The organism is Pseudoalteromonas sp. NH0006-26 (assembly GCF_057552415.1).
The window spans coordinates 230,342-253,029 of sequence record NZ_BAAJMJ010000005.1 but is presented as its reverse complement, the minus strand read 5'-3'; the positions used below and the strand labels follow the sequence as shown (position 1 = coordinate 253,029).

Sequence of the window (22,688 nt, the reverse complement as noted above, 5' to 3'; positions counted from 1 at the left end):
ATTTATAGGTATATCTACAAACACTAGTTCTTACAAGCTTTTAATACAAACTTTTCAGTATTTACTGAATAAACAAACAATTTCTGTTGTTAATTTAAACAAACCAGCGTTTTTTGAATAATTGATGTGGAATATATAGAATAGAAACAAAAATGCCAACCTTATTGGTTGGCATTTAGCTGATTAAATATTATTTGTCGTCAAATATGGCTATCCCTTTTTTGACAGTTTTAGTCACTCCAGTCTGAGTGGTGAACTCAAATGTAACAGATAAAACACCATCCACTTTATCGTTACCTTCAGCTTCACGTGATATTCGCACATCAGAATACATTGGTTTATCTCTATTGGTATTTGGTATCACATCATTTGTTTCAATAATAGATAAATCACCATTAGAGGTTGAAAGAGTCACTGTCGTCCCTGCAGGTAAAGGGTTACCAAATTCATCGGTGTAATGTATGCGGATTCCAATACCAGTCAACCCGATATCAATTGTTGCGGGTATAGTTAGATCTGAACCATCATATGCTGGATTAGCAACATTATTAGCCGATAAATCAATTGAGTTTACATCACAACGATTTTTTGTGTCAGATAGCTCAAATACACCAGCAAAAGTGCTTGAACAATCAGCGCGAACAAAAATCTCATAAGGAGCAGGTAAAAGCTCTGTGGTTTTTAGCACTGAGAATCTGAGATATGGGTCGTCTCCTGACATAACAAGCTCAAAGTTTTTTCTAACTTCAATTAATTCACGAGAACACTCATCAATAGCTTCTGCAGCCTCACTACATAATAAACCATTGTATTTCCCATCGGCGCTATCATAAATGCCATTATTGTTCAGATCACGCCATGTTTCGTTATGTCCACCTCTTGAATTTAGTTCGGAACATGCATCTGTCGCTGGATTGTTCGCATCACCACAGTTTGCTTTATCAAATGCAGCATTTTCATTGTGATCAATAAACGCCTCAGGCAAGTCATAGCTTGCATAATATTCGCCAATATCAAATAGCCCATTGCGACGTTGAACACCGGTAGTTGATTGTTCATCAACAAAGTTTTCTTGGCCCTTAGTGATAGCAAGAATACTCACGCGTCCACCCATAACAACACCATCTGGATCATTTTTAGCACGCTTAATTCCGTTAATACACGGAGCAGCCAAACCAAAATATGGGTCACAGTTTAATTCACCCGTTTTGGGGTTTACCCCTTCGGTTGTAGTTGGATCACCGTCAATTTCACCTATCCGGTTACCCCATTTTTTATCATAAAATGGGCGTTCACCTTGCGATCGCCAAGTGACTGTACATGTTGCATTTGTGGTTTTACATGTCTCTTCTCGGTTAGCTGTACCTATAACACCTGCCTCAGCTAAGATAGTTGATTCAACACCATCACCATTGTAGTTATTAAATTGATCACCAAAGTAAACCGATATGTTAGTTGTTACTCCGTTATAATTAAGCGAATTTGTATTGTAAGTAACAGGGCTTGCGTCAAAACTATTTTGATCAGTAACACCTGATGCTAACGTTAATTGAGAAGATACTGAGCTAATTTGCTCTGATAACGGAACTAAACTGAGAGTTCCAGTTGGACAACGAGCATTTAACGGGTTAGCTTGACAAAAATCGAATTCATCAACCCAACAAGTTAAATCATCACCAGCAGGGAGACTGTCTAAGTCTTCTTTTGGTATAAAACATGCTTTAACCACCAATGGGCCAGGTACAATTCCTGATGTAACCGTTGTTTGTACAAAACCACTGCTATCGGTACTTGCACTAGAAGATGTTAATTTTGCTAAGCCTGTTGAATCAGTTAATTTGAAGTCTATACGCTGCTGGGTTGCTGCAATACCATCGGCATCTAACAATTTGAATCTTACGATTGATTGAGTTGGTGCACCACCTTCACCTGGTGGAAGCGCAATAAACGTTTCACTTACATCAACAAATTGAATTGATTGAACGGCTGACGTTTCAACTGGAATAATAGTTGATTCAGTGAAGTTCTTTCCACCCGTTTCAACGGTAATATTTATATCATCATCTATACCACAACCTGTTGCTCGGTATGTTGAGGTTGCAATACCACCTGAAGATTTAACAGACGCATCAATTACAGACTGGTTGCTACTAACACAGGTAGAAGTAAACTCTACATCAGTAGGTGTTAAGTATAGATTGCCATCCTCATCGCGAAGCGTGACTTCAATAACGGTACTTCCACCTGCTTTTAGTGGGATTATATTGCCGTTACTGTCGGTATTTAATCCATTGTCAACTTCAAGTGTTAAATCGGCAATACCAACAGCAAAATTGGTAGCACCGCTGATACCTAAAGCAGATACTGAAATAGTGCCCGCCCCACCTGTATTACCAGGCTGTAATTTTAGCAAGGCAATACCAAAATTATCTGTCAAAGACGTACCTGATGAGGGTAAAACAGAGCCAAGATTAGTTTGTGTATTAACGAGCGCATTTTTTACGCCTACACCGTTTTGCTCATCAATTACTTCAATAAACACTTCACCAAGTTCTGATGAAGAAATCGTATTGGTAACAGTACATCCTGTATTTGGATCTGTTGGATCTAACGCTATATTATTTCGATTACTATCCCAACCAGCATTACATCCCGTTAATAAACTTACTGAAAGTGAGTATTGGGCAAGATCGGTCGGTGCAGAATCACCTGAAGAATAAAAGACACCTGTGTTACTCAGTTGCTGTGAATTAGCTTGAGCATAAGTTGCAACAACTTGCCCTGCCCCTTTAAAGTTACCACTTGAAAGTGTTACACGCGCTTCACCAGCAGTATTTGTAATAGCCGTTCCAAGCTCTGGGGTAATTTTACCCGTAAAGTTTGTTTTAAATGTAATTAGCTCCTCGCTAAGCGCAACACCATCTTTTTTCAAAGTAGCTACAACCGTTCCCGGGTTGATAGACGTGACAGGGTTTGCTTCGGTAAACTTTTCACCCATTTTATCTGTAATAGTCACTGATAAAGTAGTTGAACCAGAAATGCCTGAGTCTCCGCCTTGGCCACCCGTTGATTGAAATGCGAACGACGCTTCGTAACTATCACCATCAAGAGTGTAAGTAGCGGTGACAACTCCAGCACCAGCATCTGTTCCTGCCCCTAACTCTACAGTGGCAACACCATCGGTTTGAGTCAATGCTGAAAGCGGTGATAATTCTCCAATTTCATCTACTAGTGAAAAAGTAATACGTTCACCCGCTACGATAGCATCATCTTTTTTCAAAGTAGCTTTTATATCTAAAGGAGATTCGGCTGTAACTTCATTAGATTGTGTTCCATCAAGTTGTGTATAGCCTTTAATCGTTAAGATGTATGAAGGTGTATCAGGTGTTGTTCCACCATTGTTACCACCGACGCTGCCCTCTTTCTCAAGTGAGCCACCACCGCCACAAGCGATGAGTAATGAGCTGAGCAATATAATGCTGAGCAAACGGGTTAAAGGCATAGGTTTCTCCACTGGACAGTTACTAAGTTAAACTTATTTACTTAATGTTAACCTATAACTTAGTCTAAAATCTCAGATTTTTACTCTTTTTTGCGATAAAATTTTTAAAAAGTTGACGTTTTTTCTGTAAAAAAAATTACATGCTGTTAGTCTATGCCAAATTTATAAAAAATAGATTGGAAATATGTCTAAAATCCGTTCAATGAGTTTAACCACTCGCATCATGATTGGTATGGTGCTTGGTGTTGCAGTAGGCTTTATATTTCAGGCTATATTAGCTGGTGAAGACGATTACCTAATCCCTCTTGGGTTATTCTCTTTGCCAATTAAAGCTTTTTTTGTTGATGGCCTATTTCATGTAGGTGGACAAATATTTATAGCTAGTTTAAAGATGCTAGTTGTTCCCTTGGTATTTGTATCCCTTGTGTGTGGTACTTGTAGTTTAAGCGATCCTAAAAAATTGGGCCGTTTAGGTGGAAAGTCGATTGGCTTATATCTGGTGACCACAGCAATTGCTATTACAGTGGCAATTACATTAGCGCTATTATTTAACCCAGGTGAAGGTATTGGTTTACCCTCTCAAGCAAGCTACGACGCAAAAGAAGCGCCTACTTTAGCTCGTGTTATCATTGATATGTTCCCTACCAACCCATTTGAAGCAATGGCAAAAGGAAACATGCTACAAGTTATTGTGTTTGCTTTGTTATTTGGTATTGCAATGGCGCTTAGTGGTAAAGCTGGTAAACGTGTAGCAACGGTATTTGAAGACTTAAACACGGTTATCTTAAAACTAGTTACTTTGTTAATGAATATTGCTCCTTACGGCGTATTCTTCCTAATGGCTAAGTTATTTACGACTATTGAACTTAACTTAATTGTAAGCTTAGCTAAGTACTTTGGCGTCGTTGTTTTAGCCCTGTTATTGCATGCATTCGTAAACTACACACTGCTGTTAAAAGTGCTGACTGGATTAAACCCACTTACTTTCTTAGCTAAAATGAAGCACACCTGTTTATTTGCTTTTAGCACCTCAAGCTCAAGCGCTACGATGCCTATCACACTTGAAACTGCGACTAAGAAGCTAGGTGCTAATAACTCAGTGGCTTCATTTACTATTCCATTAGGCGCAACCATTAATATGGATGGCACTGCAATTATGCAAGGTGTCGCTACGGTATTTATTGCTCAAGTATTTAGTGTTGATTTAACTATTTCTGATTACTTAATGGTGATACTAACGGCAACGCTTGCCTCGGTTGGCACAGCAGGTGTTCCTGGCGTTGGCTTGATAATGCTGGCTATGGTATTAAACCAAGTAGGCCTACCTGTTGAAGGCATAGCAATTATAATAGGTGTTGATAGACTGCTTGATATGACCCGCACCGCAGTAAATGTAACCGGTGACTGTATGGTAACTTGTGTTGTCGCTAAAAGTGAGGGTGAACTAGATGAAAATATCTTTAACGACCCAAATGCAGCTAAAGATTTAGAAGACTATCACAAGTCAATTGACTAACAGCTTCTATCGTTAGTTATAAAAAAAGCCTTGCTACTTTTTAAGTAACAAGGCTTTTTTATTGTCTATAAGCTATCAAAGTATTAAGGGTTTAACGCCTTGAATTTTGACATTAAGCTCACACCTGCTTTATTCACGCTATGGCTAAGTCCTATTGCAAACTTATCACTTAGCCCTTTTTTAATTTTGTATTGCACCTTGTATATCTGATGCTGATGTTGCTGCTCTAATAAGGCATCATCACTGGTTTTAATGGTATCAACTAACCCTTTCTCAATAGCTTGTGTTGCAAACCAGTGCTCACCCGTGGCTACTAAATCCATATTCAAACTTGGGCGCTGCGTGCTAACAAAGGTTTTAAATAACACATGGGTTTGCTCTATCTCTTCGCGGAATTTTTCGCGGGCTTTATCTGTATTTTCACCAAAGAGTGTGAGTGTACGTTTAAATTCGCCCGCCGTAATTTGTTCAAAATCTACGTCATTCTTCTTTAAAATTTTATTAAAGTTTGGAATTTGTGCAATCACACCGATAGAGCCAACAATTGCAAACGGTGCGGCAATAATATGATCTGCAACACAAGCCATCATGTAACCACCACTGGCGGCGACTTTGTCTATCGATACTGTTAACTCAATACCAGCTGACTTAAACCGTTGTAGTTGTGATGCAGCTAACCCATAACCATGTACCACGCCACCACCACTTTCAAGGCGAACTAACACCTTATCTTTTTCGGGATCCGCGATTGAAATAATCGCAGTCACTTCTTCGCGTAAACTCTCTACTTCATGTGCATCCATACTACCATTAAAATCAATAACGTAGAGTCGTGATTTAGGGGCTTCTTTTTCAGCTTTTTTTTGTTCTACTTTTTGTTGTTTTTGATAGGCTTTTAACTCTTTTTTACCTAGCGTATTATTTAAAAAACTTTCTTTTATATTGGTAAGTTGCTCTGATAAGTCATCTATTTCTATCTCACCTTTTTTTGCTTTTGGCTTAACAGCCGAGCTTACAATTAAGGTTAAAATAACAGCGATAGCAATAACAAAGGTAATGGTTTTAGCAAAAAACAAACCGTACTCGTATAAAAATTCCAACAGTGTTCTCCATTTATAAATTTCAGCCAATTTAGCATGCTTTAAAATAAAAAAAAGCCACTATACAGTGGCTTTTAGTACTTAATTGAATGGTTGATTATTAATTCGTCACAATCTCAGTGTTTTGCACCATTAAAAGGCGACCTCTTGAAGCTAGGTAAGTAGCAACCTGCAATTGCATTTCAGCATTCGCAGCTGCACTACCCGCAACTGTAGACGACTCACCTTCATCTTGTGCTGGCGTTAATATTGACCCATGATGACCTTGAGTAAATTTAACTAAATAGCTAGAGCCCATTTCTGTTGGCGCTTGAGTGGTACTCACCGTGTCTAACCCCATAAAGTTAGCCAAAGGGACGGTACCTGCAATTGGGTTATTGGCAGTCATCGGCGGAATAACTTGATCTGGCTTGTTATTATCTGTGCCATCACCTACCACTACGTTCATGTATACAGGTGTTTCTAGTGCTTTAACCGTTGCTGCATAGTTGGTTGGGTCGCCACTATCTAATGCTGTTTGAGCTGCAAATACAAACTGCGTCATCACGCCCTTGATATTAGCAAGTTTATCAGTTTCTCCCGCCATCGTTAGCGATGTTGCAAACTCATTAAAACCACAGCTTAAGAAGTCCTGCATATCCGGTAACAAAGCGCCACAGTTTGATAGCGCACCAGCGTTTAAGAATGCATTAAATTCGTCTGATTCAGCAGTACCTGCTTGAGAAAGTACAGAGCCTTGAATAAATGGACCGAATGCAGCGGATTCTAGTAAGAAGCTTGCAATACCGCCACCACCACTTGCTAATGCTACAGCGTTAACCTTAAATAATGGGTCTACTTGGTCGGCCAATGGGCTATTAGTTTGTGCAATAAACGCAGGCGCTACAATTGATCCCAGAGAGTGTCCAATGTAAGACACATCTTGTGAATTCATTGCGCTATCACCGCTGAAGTTTAGACCTAAACGTAAACCAAGTAAGTCAGCACTTGACTGGCGTAGGCTATCTCTAGCTACTAATAATGAGCTCAAGTTCATGTAACTAAGTACAGAGCCTGTCGTTGCGTTAAAGTCATCGTTGCCATCAACATCAACATCTACACCACGTTCTCCATGGCGAGGATGGTCAATTGCAACCGTAGCAAAACCTTGCAGTGAAAGCTGCGCTGTTAGCGTTAGCATGCTTTCTTTTTGAGTCGTAATACCATGTTGCATAATAACGACTGGCCAACCACCTGCTGGCATAGCTGCAAAAGGCTCTAAACCTAAGCCTGAACGGTACGCATTAACGACCGGTAAAATAGGTTTAGTAATTTGCACTGGCACATTAGCCATACTCTGCATTTTAGGAATAGAATTATACTTCGTTAGGTGACGCGTACTGTCTAAACCTAGATCACGAAGCTGTCCACCACTTAAAGCGGCACATGTTGCATCGTTTACACTTATAGGATCAGTAGGGAATGCTTCACCAGCTTGAGCTTTATACCCTAAAATAGCGACAGCGTTATCACACATACCTTGCCAGTAGGTATCATTTAAATCACTGATCTCTTTACCTGTAGGCGTACCTAAATACATAGGTAGCTGAATGCTGCCCTTTTGATACTGTGCTACTTGGAATACGTCAGGCACCGTTATGCCTTGTAATGCAAAAGCTTGTTGTACGTTAGCCATAGGCTGAGTTGGAATTTGCAACGCAGGCGTTGGAATTGTTGGCTCTGTTAAGCTTGCTGCTAAAATCTTTTTAATCGTGCCAAGCACTGGTCCTGCTGATTGCATAGTCATGGCAGCAGAAAAAATAATATCGTCTTTTGTGATATCGCCTGAGCTAACCACTACATTTTCGTAACTATTAACTGCACCTTGTAGCGCAAGTTGTGATGGCGTCACTAAAGGGGCTTCTTGTTTAACTGTTGCATAGGTAGATGAAGGCTCAATTGCACGCCCTTCTGAATCTTTTAGCCCAGTCGTTAATACATTAATATATGAGCTACCTGCTTTAAATGGTTTAAGTGGAATAATGGCCACCGCATCGCCTGAAGCTTGGGTCACAAAATCAATACCAAAGGTTAATTCGCCCACTAATTTACATGCAGCACCGGCTGGTGCTTGTGAACATTCGGCATCTGTTAAGCTTGCACCCATTATAACTTCAAAAATACGAACAGAACCTGGGGTGCCCGCTGATGTAGCATCTAGGCTTACATTAGGTGGAAAAGTTAAATCAATTTTAAATGGAACTTGGGTAGACCAACCATCAAGCGCGCCTAAGGCTAATTGTGGATCGGCATAGGCTGCGCGAGGGATTGAAACGTTTTCGTCATTTAATTCCCCAGGAATATTCAATGTGCCATCGCGCGTACCGCTCATTAATAAGTCATTAGGAACCGAAATTACACCGTTAGCAGGGTCAAATTTTACCGTAGCTTTTGGAATAACTGTAACCGAGTCATTTTTTACATCTTCTAACGTTTCTCCGCCGCCACAGCCTGCTAGAGCAGCTGCAACAGAGAGCGAGAGTAGCATTTTTTTCATATTGTTCTCCGCACAAATCTTATTTTTATAGTGTGTTTATAGTCAGTGTAATTAAGTTAAAACAATGTAACCAGTATATTAATGAGACATTAGACCAGTTAAACTTAACGTAAAGTTTCTAGTTTCGCCACCTATATTTGCAATAAATTCGATTACTTGTCGATTTGCTATGTTAAAATCAAAAAAAATCTAAACATTGGTACTTTTATGCATACCTATCAAGCAACTGAAAACGCACTCAAAGACAAAGTGATTTTGATCACAGGCGCAGGTGATGGTATTGGCCGTGTCGCAGCTATTTCCTATGCTAAACATGGTGCAACCGTTATTTTATTAGGAAAAACAACTAATAAACTAGAATGTGTATATGACGAAATCGTCAATGCAGGCTACCCACAGCCAGCTATTGTGCCTATGGACTTAAAAGGTGCAACCAAGCAGAACTATCGTGATTTAGCCGCAACTATCGAAAGTCAGTTTGGTCGCTTAGATGGGCTATTAAATAATGCGGGTATTTTAGGTACTTTAGGCCCATTGGAACATTTTTGTTCATCAACATTTGAAAACGTCATGAAAGTAAACGTGACGGCACAAGCCATGATCACAAAAGCACTGTTTCCTGTTATGCGCAAATCAAAGAGTGCCTCAGTGGTATTTACTTCTTCGGGTGTTGGTCGTAAAGGAAGAGAGTTTTGGGGACCTTACGCTATTTCTAAATTTGCGGTAGAAGGTATGATGCAAACGTGGGCGTGTGAAGTCGAAAAAACGCCAATTCGTGTTAACTGTATCAACCCAGGCGCAACGCGCACATCAATGCGAGCAAGTGCCTTCCCGGGCGAAGACCGAGATTTACTTGCGACTCCTGAAGATCTAATGCCAACATACCTGTATTTAATGAGCGATGACTCGGCAGATATCAATGGCCAATCTTTGGATGCACAAGCTAAAAGTAATACTTAGTTTTAAACGTAAAAAAGCCGCTATAAAAAGCGGCTTTATTGTTTTATTAGTAGCGTAATTACTTGCGTTTAGTCGGTTTTACACGTTGGTTGTGCTTTTTAACTGCTTTACGAATTTGATTTATTTTCGCGCGCTTATCTTTACGCTTTTCAGGGATAACCGACAGCTTAGTTTGCGTTTCTTTACCAAGTTTAACTGTTTTACGTAAATAGTTAACCGTATCCAAATCGTACTCAATCCAGCCACCCTGTGGTACACGCTTATCAAGCTCTAATTTACCGTAACGAATACGAATAAGACGTGATACTTCTACATCTTGTGATTGCCATAAACGACGAACTTCACGGTTACGACCTTCGTTAAGTGTTACGTTGTACCAACGGTTAATGCCTTCACCGCCCATAGGCTTAATACCGGTAAATTTAGCCGGACCATCTTCAAGCTCAACACCACGAAGTAAGTTTTTCATTGTTTCGTCAGTCACTTCACCAAATACACGTGCTGAATATTCGCGTTCAACCTCGTAACTTGGGTGCATTAAACGATTTGCTAATTCACCGTCATTGGTAAAAAGCATCAGCCCTGATGTATTAACATCTAATCGCCCTACTGCTATCCAACGATCACCATCAATGCGAGGCAAACGGTCGAAAACCGTTCGGCGACCTTCTGGATCTTTACGGGTACTTAGTTCGCCCTCAGGCTTGTTGTACATAATTACACGACAAATTCTGTCTGCTTTTTCTTCAATTTTAACAGTGTGACCGTCAACACGGATTAAATCGGTTTCTTCAACCCTGTCACCTAATTTTGCCACTTTACCATTTACACTCACGCGATTAGCGTCGATGTATTTTTCCATTTCACGTCGTGAACCTACCCCTGCACGGGCTAGGACTTTTTGTAACTTTTCACCTTGTATACTCATTCGGATGGTTCTCTCACAGAAGGATCACTTAATAACTGGGTAATTTTACTTTGCTGTTGCTCTGGCAATGCGGGTAAATCATGAAGTCCCGTTATCGAAAAATAATCTAAAAATTGTTTAGTCGTTGCATAAAGTGCCGGTTTACCGGGTACTTCTTTATGCCCAACTACTTTAACCCACTCTCTTTCAAGCAGCGTTTTAATAATATTTGAGCCAGTTGCTACGCCCCGCACTTGCTCAATTTCACCACGGGTAATGGGTTGCTTATAGGCAATTAGCGACAGGGTTTCGAGTAAGGCTCTAGAGTACTTAGGGGCACGTTCTTGCCATAAATTACTCAACCATGGGCTTAAACTACTACACGCTTGAAAACGATAACCACTGCCTACCTCAACTAAACGTATTCCACGCGTTTGATAGTGAACTTGAATGGCCTCTACAGCATCATTAATGCGCGCCATAGAAATTGCTAAGTCGTTTAAAACCGTGTCCTTAAGATGACGTTTTGATACGGGCTTATCTGCCACAAAAATCGCCGCTTCAATGATTTCAATTAATTGTTCATCACTAATTCGCCGACCTACCATAATCACTCTTAAGTTAATAAAAACACACAGCCATCTATTATGACAGAACAACCGCAAACTAGGAAAACATATTGTGTAAATAACTCAATAATGGATGAAACATACGCTATTAGAGCACCATTAAAATATTAAATACCCACAGTTTGTATTAAACCAAGATGCACTCTAACTTTTAGCAACTTCACTCTTTTTACTTCAGCAAAACATTATAATTTCAGCGCAAAAAGCCCAGCATAGGCTGGGCTTCAGTCAGTGCATCTAACACTTAAATTTAGATTGCAGCGTTTTGGTAACGCTTAACGAAGTCAGTAACGTTTTGGCCATTACACTTTAATGTGTTTAGGTTACCAATTTGCTTACGTACTGGTTGTAAGCCTTGCTTTAATGCAGTTATACATAACTGTGTTTCTTGATGTGTATCTTTTGCAAATACTTCAACTTTTGATGCTGCAGGTTGTACTGCAGTTTGCGCTTTTGCAATATCGCGAATGTCTTGACCGTTACATAGGATACTTTTTGAATAACGAGATAAGTATATACCATGCTTTGCTGCCATTTTACGTGCAGCTGAAAAACCTTCATTGGCGCTTACTACACATAAGTTTGACTCTAATTTGTTGTCTTTGCTGTAATACGCATTGCTTTGTGCAGAAGCGGTAACAGAAACAAAAAGAGAGGCAGCTAAAAGTAATTGAGTTTTCATCAGGTAGTCCTATTTGAACGAGTTAAACAAACGATTTTTGCGCATTATATAGACAACTTTTAACATATCAATTGAATATTTTATTTATTTTATTATTTAATATCGCATTTACAATGTTTAAACATTAAGCAGTAATTGATCAACATTTGTGCAGTTATTTTCTCATTTCAGTCATGTTATGTCGCTCTAAATGCTGATACAATTTAGCCAATAATGAAAATAAATTTGAAGGTAAACTTTATGAAAGTGATTTCTTTTAATATCAACGGCCTGCGTGCTCGCCTCCATCAGTTACAAGCTATTATTGATAAACACCAGCCAGATATTATTGGTCTTCAAGAGATCAAGGTGCACGATGAAGCGTTTCCGCTAGACGATGTACAAAAGATGGGTTACCACGTTTATTTTCATGGGCAAAAAGCGCATTACGGTGTGGCAATGTTATGCAAAAAAGAGCCTAAATCGGTATTAAAAGGGTTCACTACCGACACCGATGAGTCGCAAAAGCGGATGATCAGTGTCACTGTAGAACAAGAAAATGGCCGTGACCTACATGTAATGAATGGTTATTTCCCTCAAGGCGACAACATTAATCACGAAACCAAGTTCCCGTACAAGCGTCAATTTTATCAAGATTTAATGACTCACCTAAATAGCCATTTCACCCCTGATCAAGATGTAGTTGTCATGGGAGACATAAATATCTCACCAACCGATTTAGATATTGGTATTGGCGAGGTAAACGCAAAACGTTGGTTAAAAACGGGGAAATGTTCATTTCAACCCGTTGAACGCGAGTGGCTTGCTACCCTATTAAACTGGGGTTTCAAAGACACCTTCAGAGAACAAAATCCAGAAACTAACGACCAATACTCTTGGTTTGACTATCGTTCAAAAGGGTTTATTGATAACCGCGGCCTTCGAATTGATGTGGTACTGGCAACGCACGACTTAGCAGCTCGCTGTATCGACACTGGTATAGATTACGAATTACGTGCTATTGATAAACCGTCAGATCATGCGCCTATTTGGTCAGAGTTTAATTAACGATTATGTTGAGCGCGCAATTACAAGGGTTACTGTGGGTTGTTGTCATCGTTATCGGCTTTTTAAGCATTAACAAATCAACATACAGTCACTTATTTAATACCCCAGCAAGACAATCAGGTGTGTTTGCCTGTGCACTGGTACTCGCTTTGTTATGGCGTATAAAGGCCGGTATTTTACCCGGTCTCGACTTGCATATTTTAGGCATTACCGCAGTTACCCTAACATTAGGTTGGCGTCTTGCTATATTAAGTTGTGTACTCGCAACAGCGCTTTTAACTGCTTTTGGACAAATAACACCTGAATTAGTCGCGTTAAAACTCATTATTAGTGCGTTTATACCGGTGTTATTAAGCTATTTAGTTTTTATTGTCTGTTATCACTATTTAGCACGGCATTTTTTTATCTATATATTTGTTTGTAGCTTTTTAACGGCAGGTGTTGTTGCCTGCGTTAACATTATACTCGGTGGTGCTTTTTATTATGCAATAGGTGAATACAGTTGGCATGAGCTGAGCGAGAATTATATTTACCTAAGTCCTATTTTGGCCTTTCCTGAAGCTATGCTAAACGGTATGGCAATCACTGTACTGATCACCTATCGCCCACATTGGGTAAAAACTTTTTTTGATAAGGACTATTTAGGCTCATGAGTCTTCATTACCATTGCCCTATTTGTAAACAGCCACTAGCACTCAATGATAAAACATTACGATGCGATAATAATCACAGCTTCGATTTTGCCAAAGAAGGCTACGTAAACTTACTTCCTGTGCAAAACAAAAATTCTAAACAGCCTGGCGATTCGTTAGAAATGGTACAGGCTAGGCGCTCATTTTTAGAACAAGGTTATTATGGCTTTTTACAAACGGCTTTAGCCAATATCGTTAAGCCACTTAATGCCGAAATAGTGATTGATTTGGGGTGTGGTGAAGGGTTTTATACTCATGCCATTGCCAACAGCAGCCAAGCTAACGTATATGGTGTTGATATATCAAAGTCGGCAGTAAAGTATGCTGCAAAACGTTACAAACAATGCCATTTTAGCGTTGCTTCAATCAGCCAAGCGCCTTTTGATGATCAGCTTGCTGACGTATTAGTTAGTGTATTTGCGCCTTTATTTGACAGTGAACTTGCGCGTCTGATTAAAAATAACGGTCGCTTAATTGTGGCAAGCCCAGGCCCAACTCACTTGAAAGAACTAAAAGATTATATTTATAGCAACGTAAACGAACACACTGAAATAGCAGCACCTGCGGGCTTTGAAAATACATCGCAACAATTAATCACAGAGCAGGTATCGCTTACATTTAACGATGTTAAAAACTTAATTATGATGACACCATTTGCGTGGAAGTTCAGGCCAGAACATTGGCAAGCACTTGAGCAAAAACAACAGCATAGCGTCACCTTGTCATTTTATGTCACGCAATTTACTAAAACTGCTCTTTAGTAAACGTTTTATCCATTTTATCGAACATATCTTTTAGTAATTCGGCAAGCTCCAAATAGCGGGGCTTGTTTTTCCCCATTTGCGCGTCATAACCGTTAGCAACCATTTTTGCAAATAACTCGTTATACCATTGCAGCATAGCGGGCTCTAATTCAGTTTGTGCACGTTTACCCAACCATAAAAGCCCTTGCAATGGCAACGAGATAAAAAACAGACTACTGGCAATCGCTTGGGGCAGAAAATCCGAGCCTAAATAATTAATCTGAAAAAACAGGGTTAGCATGGCTAATATTGGCATTACTGTAATCGCAAGCTCAGTGGCTCTGATCACTTTAAATTCTGCAAATAATGGCGCGACCTCTTTACGCATTGGCCATGTTTTAGCATAAGAACGCCCTAATTGAACTTGCGACATCACACTTTTTTGCATTAATAAATCCTCACCGTCACGGTTTGTAACACTTCAACAAACGTAATACTTATAAAAGTGTAACACAATTATAGCTGCTTTCACTTTATCGGTAAAAATGCTTAATTTCATAAGTAAAACTCACAAAAAGCATAAATTATCGAAAGAATTTCACAAAGCCCTTTCAATAAAGTCAACTACACTTTAGTCTACACTCATTTGAGCCTACAGGGCTTATACATCAACCAAGTGTACTGATTAATACTTAAATGGAAAATGAATCTATGCCAACACTCCCAAATAATCCAAACCATGTTTTGGTACTCAATTGTGGAAGCTCAAGTCTGAAGTTTGCGATTATTGATGCAAACACAGGAAACGACATTATTTCAGGTTTAGCTGAGCGCCTAGGTGATGATGCTCCCTCAATCAAATATAAGTTTAAGGGAGAAAAAACCACTATCAAGCTTGCTGCTAATCAAGCACATGCTCATGCAATTGATACGCTGGTTGATTTAATAAAAGATCACAACCTAGACGAGCAATTAGTGGCAGTGGGTCATCGTGTAGTTCATGGCGGCGAGCATTTTACCCAATCTGTGTTAATCGACGAAAGCGTCATTGCAGGTATTACCCAAGCAGCCACACTGGCCCCCTTACATGGTCACGCTAATTTACTAGGTATTTCATCAGCACAAGCATCATTTAAAGATTTACCACAAATAGCTGTGTTTGATACCGCATTTCATCAAACTATGGATGAGGTTGCTTACCTTTATGCACTGCCTTATAAGCTTTATAAAGACTTTGGGGTTAGGCGCTATGGGTTTCATGGCACCAGCCATTTTTATGTGGCGGGTCAAACCGCTAAATTGTTGGCGCTCCCTATTGAAGAAAGTAATTTTATTAGTGCCCACTTAGGTAATGGTTGCTCTGTGTGTGCGATTAAAAACGGAAAAAGTGTCGATACCAGTATGGGCTTAACCCCACTTGAAGGACTAGTTATGGGTACGCGTTGTGGCGACATTGACCCAGGCTTATTTAACTTTTTAACTACGCAGCTTGATTACACTGCGCAGCAAATTGATGACCTGCTAAATCAAAAGAGTGGCTTATTAGGAATAAGCGAGTTATCTAACGATTGCCGTACTATTGAAGAGGCTGCCATTGCTGGCAACTCGCAAGCCATGCTGGCACTTAATATGTTTTGCTACCGCTTAGCAAAACAAATAGCCGCCTATATGGTACCGCTACAAAAATTAGATGCACTTATTTTTACCGGTGGGATTGGCGAGAATTCCGATATCATTCGAGAAAAAGTACTCACGCAGTTAGCCTTTTTAGGTATCAATTTAGACCCTCAAGCAAACCTTGATGCACGGTTTGGCCAAGCTGGATTAATTTGTACCACCAATTCAACAAGCAAAGCGGTGGTTATGCCAACCAACGAAGAATGGGTTATTGCACTTGATGCCGCAAACATCAGCAAGGAGTTATAATATGGCTCGTCGTATTATGTTGGTTCCTATCTCTACAGGGGTAGGTTTAACCTCAGTATCAGTTGGTTTAGTAAGAGCGCTGGAACAAAAGACGGTTAAGGTTAATTTTTTTAAACCTATCGCCCAGCCACGTGCAGGTGAAACTGGCCCTGAAAAATCTACTCAAATTGTCACTCAAGGCTCACCAATTAACCCGCCAACACCGTTTGCACTCGATTACGCAGAGCAAATGATTGGCGATGGTAAAGGTGATGATTTATTAGAGGAAATTGTTGAGCGTTTTCAAAGTAAAATAAACGATGATGAAGTGGCCATAATCGAAGGAATGGTGCCTACTCGTCGCCAACCTTATGCGGGTCGCATAAACCGTGAAATTGCACAAACCTTAGGGGCCGATATTGTATTTGTGCTTACTCCTGGAAATTACAGTATTACCCAAATTGAAGATCGCCTTGAAATTGCTGCCGGAAATTACGGTGGCATAGATCACCCTCGTGTGCTGGGTTGTATTTTCAACAAAGTAAATGCCCCTCTAGATGAAGAAGGTCGCGCTCGCGCTGATTTAGTCGATACTTACAAGCCAGAAGCACTTGATAACGAGCTTAATCGCCTAGCCTCTTTACCTATTTTTAGAAAAAATCCTTTTATGTTACTTGGCGCCATTCCGTGGGACTTTGAGCTAGTAGCGCCGCGCGTTAAAGATTTAAGTGCTTATTTAAAAGCCACTATTATTAACGAAGGCGATATGGTGCACCGTCGTCTTAGACGCATTACTTTTTGTGCACGCACAGTATCCAATATTTTAAATTATTTTACCCCAGGTGCATTGCTAGTTACCCCAGGCGATCGCTCAGATATACTGGTAGCAGCCTGTTTGTCTGCTATGAACGGTACCAAACTAGGTGCTATTTTGCTCACCGGTGGCTTTGAGCCTGAACCGCGTATTATGGCGTTGTGCGAACAGGCCATGCAAACGGGGCTGCCTATTTTAGCAACCGAAGGCGATACTTGGCGTACCTCATTATTGCTGCATAACTTTAACCTAGAAGTGCCAAGCGATGATGAACAACGCATTGAAAAGGTAAAAGATCATAATGCAGAATATATAGATTCTGATTGGTTAGACAGCTTAGCTAAAAGTGTGGGGAAAACGCGAAAACTATCCCCCCCTGCTTTTAGATACTTATTAACTGAAAAAGCACGCAAAGCCGATAAAACAATTGTACTACCTGAGGGTAACGAACCTAGAACCATTAAAGCAGCCGCTATTTGTGGTCAGCGCGGCATTGCTAAAACTATTTTATTGGGTGATCGTGATGAAATATTACGTATTGCAGAGCAACAAGGCATTGAGCTCAACGAGCATGTAACCGTAGTTGAACCAAGCAGTATTATAAATGACTACGTGGCACCTATGGTGGAAATCCGTAAAAATAAAGGCCTTACTGACGTAATAGCCAAAGAGCAGCTGCAAGATCACGTGGTACTTGGCACCATGATGCTAGAGCAAGGAAAAGTCGATGGTCTGGTATCGGGTGCGGTAAACACCACTGCCAATACCATTCGCCCACCGTTACAGTTAATTAAAACCGCGCCAGGTTCATCATTAGTGTCATCTGTGTTCTTTATGCTATTGCCTGATCAGGTACTGGTTTATGGTGATTGCGCAATTAATCCCGATCCTAATGCCGAACAACTGGCCGACATTGCAATTCAATCTGCCGACTCAGCAGCGGCATTTGGCATTGAGCCTCGCGTAGCCATGATAAGTTACAGTACGGGTGATTCAGGCAGTGGGGCTGATGTAGAAAAAGTGCGAGCGGCAACTAAGCTTGCCCAGCAAAAGCGCCCTGATCTAATTATAGATGGGCCACTACAGTACGATGCGGCAATTATGGAAAGTGTAGCAATTAAAAAAGCACCAAACAGCCCTGTTGCGGGCAAAGCAACGGTGTTTATATTCCCTGATTTAAATACCGGCAACACCACCTATAAAGCAGTACAGCGAAGCGCTGATTTGATCAGTATTGGTCCTATGTTACAAGGGATGCGTAAACCGGTTAACGACTTAAGCCGTGGCGCATTAGTCGACGACATAGTGTACACCATTGCTTTAACTGCCATTCAAGCAGCACAAGTTGAGGCACTTAATTAACCCCTTTCATTTACATGTGCCTTTTATAGCCTAGCCAATTTTTAATTAATTATTAATAGGTTAGGCTATTTATACCTTACAACCCCCAAGCTTATCCACAGAAATTGTGGACAATTATTTTTTAATTAGTAAAAACTTTAACAACGGCTAAGTTTGAGCCTTTAATTTAGATTCAATACTCTATACTATAAAGCTATTATATTGCTGCTAGCGATGGGTTTTATGTCAAAACAAACACTACAACTACACAGTACTGTTTTATCAATTCATAGTTTAGCGCTTGATGCTGACATTCCCCCTGCACTGTTAAAACAACCATTGTTTTTTATTTCAAAAACGCACGATGAACTGTCGGTTGTCTGCCCTGATGAGTTTATAATTGACAGCCAAGATACAGAGTCAAATTGGCAAGCACTGGAAGTAATTGGCCCCTTAGGGTTTTCGTTAACCGGTATCATGGCAAATATTTCAGGGGTGTTAGCAAGAGCTGGCATATCGATTTTTTCAATTTCAACCTACGACACCGACTATATTTTAGTAAAAAAACAAACGGTCAACAAAGCAATCGCTGCTCTTAAAGCCGATGGCTACAACGTGGTAACTTAATTAATAATGAAATCTGAAGACGTTAGCTATTTAACTAAAAATAAAATTGGCCGAAGCGCAATACAAATAACGAGTCCATTCAGTGGCAAAGTGATGCCAATGGACGCCCACCCTGAAGCTTTTTTCCGCTTTGGAACTTTAGGTCCAGGGATTATTGTCAGTTTATCAAGCCATAAAGTGTTAGCGCCATTTAATGGGACTTTGTTGCAAGTTAAAAGCGGCGGGTGCGAATTTATTCTAAAAGCTAAAAATGGCTTAAAAGTATTAATAAACTTAGCTGTGCCTGATTCTCAAACTCTCACACATACTCATATTGCCCAGCTTAATGGCAGCAAAATAACCAAAGGCCAACGGCTTGCTTATTTTGATTTGCGTGAACTCGATGCGCCTATTTTAGCCAGCCTTATTATTCTCAATGGCCACGATTTAGGCACTTTTCATTATTCTCACCCGCAGGTCAATGCAGGTGTAGATACCTTATTAACTATTATCAAAAAGAAGTAGATTTATGATCACTCTCTATGGCATTAGCAACTGCGACACTATTAAAAAAGCAAAAAAATACTTAAGCGATAATGACATCGCATTCACTTTTCATGACTATCGTAAAGACGGCGTTAATCACAGTATGGTCAGCGATTTTGCAGAGCATATTGACTGGGAGCAACTTGTTAATAAACGTGGTACAACATACAGAGTATTGTCAGATGAGCAAAAGCAAAGTTTAACTAAGCAAACTGCTATCGATTTATTGGTTCAACAACCTGCAATGATTAAACGCCCTGTTCTTATTAATAACGGGCAATACCATTTAGGCTTTAAAGCAGCCCAGTACGATGAGATCTTTAAATAATGACTCACCCAGTAATTACCCTAGCCCAAGCTTTAATTCAGCGTGAATCCGTTACCCCTGAAGATGCAGGCTGTCAACATATGATGAATGAGCGTCTAAGCGCAATTGGCTTTGACATCGAATCGCTGTTTTTTACCGACACCCTCAACACTTGGGCACGAAAAGGGTCGCAATCACCACACTTTTGTTTTGCAGGTCATACCGATGTGGTGCCCACTGGGCCTGAAAAAAATTGGCAGCACCCCCCTTTTGCTGGGCTAATTGAAGACGGGTTATTACATGGCCGTGGCGCAGCCGACATGAAAGGCTCACTGGCAGCCATGGTTGTGGCAACAGAGCGTTTTGTAACCAAGCACCCTGATCATAAAGGCTCTATCTCGTTTTTGATCACCTCAGATGAAGAGGGCCCTTTTATCAACGGCACTACCCGCGTAATAGATACTTTAGAAGAGCGCGGAGAAAAAATTGATATGTGTCTTGTTGGCGAGCCTTCATCGCGCGATGTGCTCGGAGATGTGGTTAAAAACGGTCGTCGTGGTTCACTCACTGGTTTTCTAACCATAGCCGGTGTACAAGGGCATGTGGCTTACCCACATTTAGCACAAAACCCAATTCATTTAGCCACGCCAGCTTTAACTGAGCTAAGCCAAACTGTGTGGGATATGGGTAATGACTTTTTCCCAGCCACCAGCTTTCAAATCTCTAACATTAATGGTGGCACAGGTGCTGGTAATGTGATCCCCGGTGAGCTTGAAGTACAATTTAACTTTAGGTTTAGCACCGAAGTTACTCATCAGCAGCTGCAACAAAAAGTGAACGCGATTTTACAAAAACACAATTTGAATTACGAACTAAATTGGATTGTAAACGGCCTACCGTTTTTAACCGATCACGGTCCGTTAGTTGATGCTACAGTCGCTGCCATTAAATCAGTAACTGGCTTAACCACTAACTTAGAAACAACAGGTGGAACCTCAGATGGCCGCTTTATTGCCCAAACTGGCGCTAAAGTAATCGAGCTGGGGCCACGTAACGCCACAATTCATAAAGTGGATGAGTGTGTCAGTACAGACGACCTAATCGCGCTGGCGGATATTTATGAGCAAATATTAGAACAACTGTTAACTTAATGAATGCAAATAAAGAACTCACACAGTGCATCACCGGCCAAAGTGATGCACACCTAGTTGCTATACAAAACCATTATTTGCATGCCAATATTGTCAACGACTTTATTGCACTGCAATCAGCGGCCGCATCCGCTGGCTTTGATTTATGTATTGCATCAAGCTTTCGGGATTTTAATCGTCAATCGGCTATTTGGAATGCTAAATTTTCAAATAAGCGCGTGGTGTTAAACAAAGCGCAAAAAGCCGTTGAGCTAAATTCACTGAGTGATATTGAAAAATGTACCGCCATTATGCTGTATTCAGCACTGCCTGGAGCAAGTCGCCACCATTTAGGCACTGACTTAGATATTTTTGATAAAAGCGCAGTGAGTGACGATTATGAGTTGCAACTAACCCCCGATGAATATCAGCATGGCGGACCTTTTGCCAAACTAAGTCAATGGCTAGACACTCACCTAGCAGAATTTGGATTTTATCGGCCTTATCAGCACGATTTAGGCGGTGTTGCCCCTGAGCTTTGGCATATTAGCCACATTGCGCAATCAGAGCAGCTTATGAGCCATTTATCACTTGAGGTATTACACAATTGTATTAAAGAGAGTGATTTATTAGGTAAAGACGCTATTTTAACCCACTTACCTGCTTTATATGAGCGCTTTGTGATCAATGTCAGTCCACCAGCTAAGCAGTGTTAGTTAGTTTTTTTGTTTAACGTAAAAACCAATATCGCTAATAAAATGATACTGCTGGAGAGCATAAACTGCAGAGTTAATGTTTCCGATAAAAATACCGCTCCTGCAATAGCCGCCAAAACGGGCACACATAACTGCACTATAGCTGCATGCGTGCTTTTTAATAATGGCATAGCCACATACCAAATACTGTAACCAACACCCGATGCTATCGCACCTGAGCCGATGGCAAGTAACACCCCTTCCATACGAATATTCTTAAGCTGGCTCATGCCCACCACAATCAAAATAGGTAGCACCAATAAGCTGCGAATAAAGTTATAAGTAGTGGCCCTAAGTGGTGACACACACGCTTTGCCTCTAATGCTATAAATTCCCCATGCCACGCCACTTATGCTCATTAATAATGCCGCCATTAAAGGTGGTGCTGTTTGCGAGGGTAGCATTAAGTAAACAAAAGCCACAAACGCCACAATAAATGCAAGCCATTGCACAGCAGATAAGCGCTCTTGTTTATATATACCCCAACTAATCATGGTAAATTGCACCGCAGAAAATAAAATAAGCGCGCCCATGCCGGTATCTAGCTCTATATAGGCAACAGAAAAACACAGCGCGTATATCAGCAAGCTCGCACTGCTTCGCCAACTTCCGGTATCATTAATAACGGGGCTACTTAATTGTGCTTTTTTATTTAACTGCATTGTATAGAGCAGCATAATAATAGCCAAACACACTGCCCCGCTGAGTAGCCGTATAACAGTAAAATTCCACGCATCAATATAACCTTGGGCTAACGCTAAACGACACAATAACGAATTGGCAGCAAAAGCAACTAACGCGATAATAGTAAACAGAGTGGCTTTCAAATGAATTCCTAACCTAAAAAATAGCACCGCTTTAGACACGGTTACGTTAATTATTAACCTTTAGACGTTAACATGATTATTTTTTAATAATAAAGGGTTTTTAATCTATGTTTATACACTACGCTTTTTTACAATCTTTCACA

The 22,688-nt window shown here is 40.4% G+C and carries 20 protein-coding genes; 12 read left to right on the top strand and 8 right to left on the bottom strand.

Annotation, left to right across the window (positions count from 1 at the left end):
- Positions 1-190: 190 nt before the first annotated feature.
- Entirely contained in the window at positions 191-3,502 is a 3,312-nt protein-coding gene (locus AC27JR_RS09925; RefSeq protein ID WP_487173474.1) for an autotransporter outer membrane beta-barrel domain-containing protein, read from the bottom strand.
- A gap of 184 nt (positions 3,503-3,686) precedes the next feature.
- On the opposite strand from AC27JR_RS09925, the gene AC27JR_RS09920 reads away from it, so the two are divergent.
- Entirely contained in the window at positions 3,687-5,018 is a 1,332-nt protein-coding gene (locus AC27JR_RS09920) for a dicarboxylate/amino acid:cation symporter (protein ID WP_008466610.1), read from the top strand.
- 83 nt (positions 5,019-5,101) lie between these two features.
- On the opposite strand, the gene sohB is transcribed toward AC27JR_RS09920, so the two are convergent.
- Positions 5,102-6,118 (bottom strand): protease SohB, encoded by a 1,017-nt coding sequence (sohB, locus tag AC27JR_RS09915; protein WP_008466608.1) that lies wholly within the window; start codon positions 6,116-6,118, stop codon positions 5,102-5,104.
- 100 nt (positions 6,119-6,218) lie between these two features.
- Positions 6,219-8,654 carry a VolA/Pla-1 family phospholipase gene (locus tag AC27JR_RS09910; protein WP_487173473.1) on the bottom strand — a complete coding sequence of 812 codons (2,436 nt, stop codon included), beginning with the start codon at positions 8,652-8,654 and terminating at the stop codon, positions 6,219-6,221.
- A gap of 207 nt (positions 8,655-8,861) precedes the next feature.
- Between AC27JR_RS09910 and AC27JR_RS09905 the strand changes: the two genes are divergently transcribed.
- Complete coding sequence (locus tag AC27JR_RS09905) at positions 8,862-9,614, top strand: YciK family oxidoreductase (protein ID WP_487173472.1); 753 nt, start codon at positions 8,862-8,864, stop codon at positions 9,612-9,614.
- Positions 9,615-9,672: 58 nt separating this feature from the next.
- On the opposite strand, the gene rluB is transcribed toward AC27JR_RS09905, so the two are convergent.
- From rluB to AC27JR_RS09890, 3 genes are all read right to left on the bottom strand, one after another.
- Entirely contained in the window at positions 9,673-10,542 is an 870-nt protein-coding gene (rluB, locus tag AC27JR_RS09900) for a 23S rRNA pseudouridine(2605) synthase RluB (RefSeq protein WP_008110001.1), read from the bottom strand.
- Positions 10,539-11,129, bottom strand: a complete 591-nt coding sequence (gene scpB, locus AC27JR_RS09895; protein ID WP_076920115.1) for an SMC-Scp complex subunit ScpB — start codon at positions 11,127-11,129, stop codon at positions 10,539-10,541. The genes rluB and scpB overlap by 4 nt, the downstream gene beginning before the upstream one ends.
- Before the next feature lie 271 nt (positions 11,130-11,400).
- A complete protein-coding gene (locus AC27JR_RS09890; RefSeq protein ID WP_076920114.1) occupies positions 11,401-11,832 on the bottom strand; it encodes an exonuclease III in 432 nt (143 codons plus the stop codon).
- A 240-nt stretch (positions 11,833-12,072) separates the two neighbouring features.
- Here AC27JR_RS09890 and xthA point away from each other — a divergent pair, with 240 nt between their 5' ends.
- Genes xthA through rlmA form a run of 3 tightly spaced genes read left to right on the top strand, consistent with a single transcriptional unit; the run spans position 12,073 to position 14,332 of the window.
- Positions 12,073-12,879, top strand: coding sequence for an exodeoxyribonuclease III (xthA, locus tag AC27JR_RS09885; RefSeq protein ID WP_487173471.1), 807 nt, complete (start codon positions 12,073-12,075; stop codon positions 12,877-12,879).
- A gap of 5 nt (positions 12,880-12,884) precedes the next feature.
- Complete coding sequence (locus AC27JR_RS09880) at positions 12,885-13,532, top strand: energy-coupling factor ABC transporter permease (RefSeq protein ID WP_487173470.1); 648 nt, start codon at positions 12,885-12,887, stop codon at positions 13,530-13,532.
- Positions 13,529-14,332 carry a 23S rRNA (guanine(745)-N(1))-methyltransferase gene (rlmA, locus tag AC27JR_RS09875; protein WP_487173469.1) on the top strand — a complete coding sequence of 268 codons (804 nt, stop codon included), beginning with the start codon at positions 13,529-13,531 and terminating at the stop codon, positions 14,330-14,332. The genes AC27JR_RS09880 and rlmA overlap by 4 nt, the downstream gene beginning before the upstream one ends.
- On the opposite strand, the gene yfbV is transcribed toward rlmA, so the two are convergent.
- Complete coding sequence (yfbV, locus tag AC27JR_RS09870) at positions 14,316-14,762, bottom strand: terminus macrodomain insulation protein YfbV (protein ID WP_008110007.1); 447 nt, start codon at positions 14,760-14,762, stop codon at positions 14,316-14,318. The two genes, rlmA and yfbV, sit on opposite strands and share 17 nt — an antisense overlap.
- Before the next feature lie 263 nt (positions 14,763-15,025).
- Between yfbV and AC27JR_RS09865 the strand changes: the two genes are divergently transcribed.
- The 7 genes from AC27JR_RS09865 to AC27JR_RS09835 all read left to right on the top strand — a co-directional run bounded on the left by AC27JR_RS09865 (position 15,026) and on the right by AC27JR_RS09835 (position 21,679).
- Positions 15,026-16,240: an acetate kinase gene (locus AC27JR_RS09865; RefSeq protein ID WP_487173468.1), complete on the top strand. Its 1,215-nt coding sequence runs from the start codon at positions 15,026-15,028 to the stop codon at positions 16,238-16,240.
- A 1-nt stretch (position 16,241) separates the two neighbouring features.
- Entirely contained in the window at positions 16,242-18,395 is a 2,154-nt protein-coding gene (gene pta / locus AC27JR_RS09860) for a phosphate acetyltransferase (RefSeq protein ID WP_487173467.1), read from the top strand.
- Between the two features lie 222 nt (positions 18,396-18,617).
- Positions 18,618-19,001 (top strand): ACT domain-containing protein, encoded by a 384-nt coding sequence (locus AC27JR_RS09855; protein WP_175611415.1) that lies wholly within the window; start codon positions 18,618-18,620, stop codon positions 18,999-19,001.
- A 6-nt stretch (positions 19,002-19,007) separates the two neighbouring features.
- On the top strand, positions 19,008-19,505 hold the full coding sequence (locus AC27JR_RS09850; protein ID WP_076920107.1) for a PTS glucose transporter subunit IIA: 498 nt from the start codon (positions 19,008-19,010) through the stop codon (positions 19,503-19,505).
- Positions 19,506-19,509: 4 nt separating this feature from the next.
- Entirely contained in the window at positions 19,510-19,854 is a 345-nt protein-coding gene (locus AC27JR_RS09845; protein ID WP_076920106.1) for an ArsC family reductase, read from the top strand.
- Positions 19,854-20,984: a succinyl-diaminopimelate desuccinylase gene (dapE, locus tag AC27JR_RS09840; protein ID WP_076920105.1), complete on the top strand. Its 1,131-nt coding sequence runs from the start codon at positions 19,854-19,856 to the stop codon at positions 20,982-20,984. The genes AC27JR_RS09845 and dapE overlap by 1 nt, the downstream gene beginning before the upstream one ends.
- On the top strand, positions 20,984-21,679 hold the full coding sequence (locus AC27JR_RS09835; protein WP_487173466.1) for a M15 family metallopeptidase: 696 nt from the start codon (positions 20,984-20,986) through the stop codon (positions 21,677-21,679). Before dapE ends, AC27JR_RS09835 begins: the two co-directional genes overlap by 1 nt.
- Here the strand turns inward: AC27JR_RS09835 and AC27JR_RS09830 are convergent.
- Positions 21,676-22,545 carry a DMT family transporter gene (locus AC27JR_RS09830; protein ID WP_487173465.1) on the bottom strand — a complete coding sequence of 290 codons (870 nt, stop codon included), beginning with the start codon at positions 22,543-22,545 and terminating at the stop codon, positions 21,676-21,678. The genes AC27JR_RS09835 and AC27JR_RS09830 overlap by 4 nt on opposite strands.
- Positions 22,546-22,688: the final 143 nt, after the last annotated feature.

Coding starts and splice junctions, on each gene's coding strand:
- xthA (WP_487173471.1), top strand. CDS start 12,073: ATGAAAGTGATTTCTTTTAATATCAACGGCCTGCGTGCTCGCCTCCAT.
- rluB (WP_008110001.1), bottom strand. CDS start 10,542: ATGAGTATACAAGGTGAAAAGTTACAAAAAGTCCTAGCCCGTGCAGGG.
- AC27JR_RS09925 (WP_487173474.1), bottom strand. CDS start 3,502: ATGCCTTTAACCCGTTTGCTCAGCATTATATTGCTCAGCTCATTACTC.
- yfbV (WP_008110007.1), bottom strand. CDS start 14,762: ATGCAAAAAAGTGTGATGTCGCAAGTTCAATTAGGGCGTTCTTATGCT.
- dapE (WP_076920105.1), top strand. CDS start 19,854: ATGACTCACCCAGTAATTACCCTAGCCCAAGCTTTAATTCAGCGTGAA.
- scpB (WP_076920115.1), bottom strand. CDS start 11,129: ATGGTAGGTCGGCGAATTAGTGATGAACAATTAATTGAAATCATTGAA.
- AC27JR_RS09905 (WP_487173472.1), top strand. CDS start 8,862: ATGCATACCTATCAAGCAACTGAAAACGCACTCAAAGACAAAGTGATT.
- AC27JR_RS09850 (WP_076920107.1), top strand. CDS start 19,008: ATGAAATCTGAAGACGTTAGCTATTTAACTAAAAATAAAATTGGCCGA.
- AC27JR_RS09865 (WP_487173468.1), top strand. CDS start 15,026: ATGCCAACACTCCCAAATAATCCAAACCATGTTTTGGTACTCAATTGT.
- AC27JR_RS09855 (WP_175611415.1), top strand. CDS start 18,618: ATGTCAAAACAAACACTACAACTACACAGTACTGTTTTATCAATTCAT.
- AC27JR_RS09910 (WP_487173473.1), bottom strand. CDS start 8,654: ATGAAAAAAATGCTACTCTCGCTCTCTGTTGCAGCTGCTCTAGCAGGC.
- AC27JR_RS09880 (WP_487173470.1), top strand. CDS start 12,885: ATGTTGAGCGCGCAATTACAAGGGTTACTGTGGGTTGTTGTCATCGTT.
- AC27JR_RS09890 (WP_076920114.1), bottom strand. CDS start 11,832: ATGAAAACTCAATTACTTTTAGCTGCCTCTCTTTTTGTTTCTGTTACC.
- AC27JR_RS09845 (WP_076920106.1), top strand. CDS start 19,510: ATGATCACTCTCTATGGCATTAGCAACTGCGACACTATTAAAAAAGCA.
- AC27JR_RS09835 (WP_487173466.1), top strand. CDS start 20,984: ATGAATGCAAATAAAGAACTCACACAGTGCATCACCGGCCAAAGTGAT.
- AC27JR_RS09920 (WP_008466610.1), top strand. CDS start 3,687: ATGTCTAAAATCCGTTCAATGAGTTTAACCACTCGCATCATGATTGGT.
- pta (WP_487173467.1), top strand. CDS start 16,242: ATGGCTCGTCGTATTATGTTGGTTCCTATCTCTACAGGGGTAGGTTTA.
- rlmA (WP_487173469.1), top strand. CDS start 13,529: ATGAGTCTTCATTACCATTGCCCTATTTGTAAACAGCCACTAGCACTC.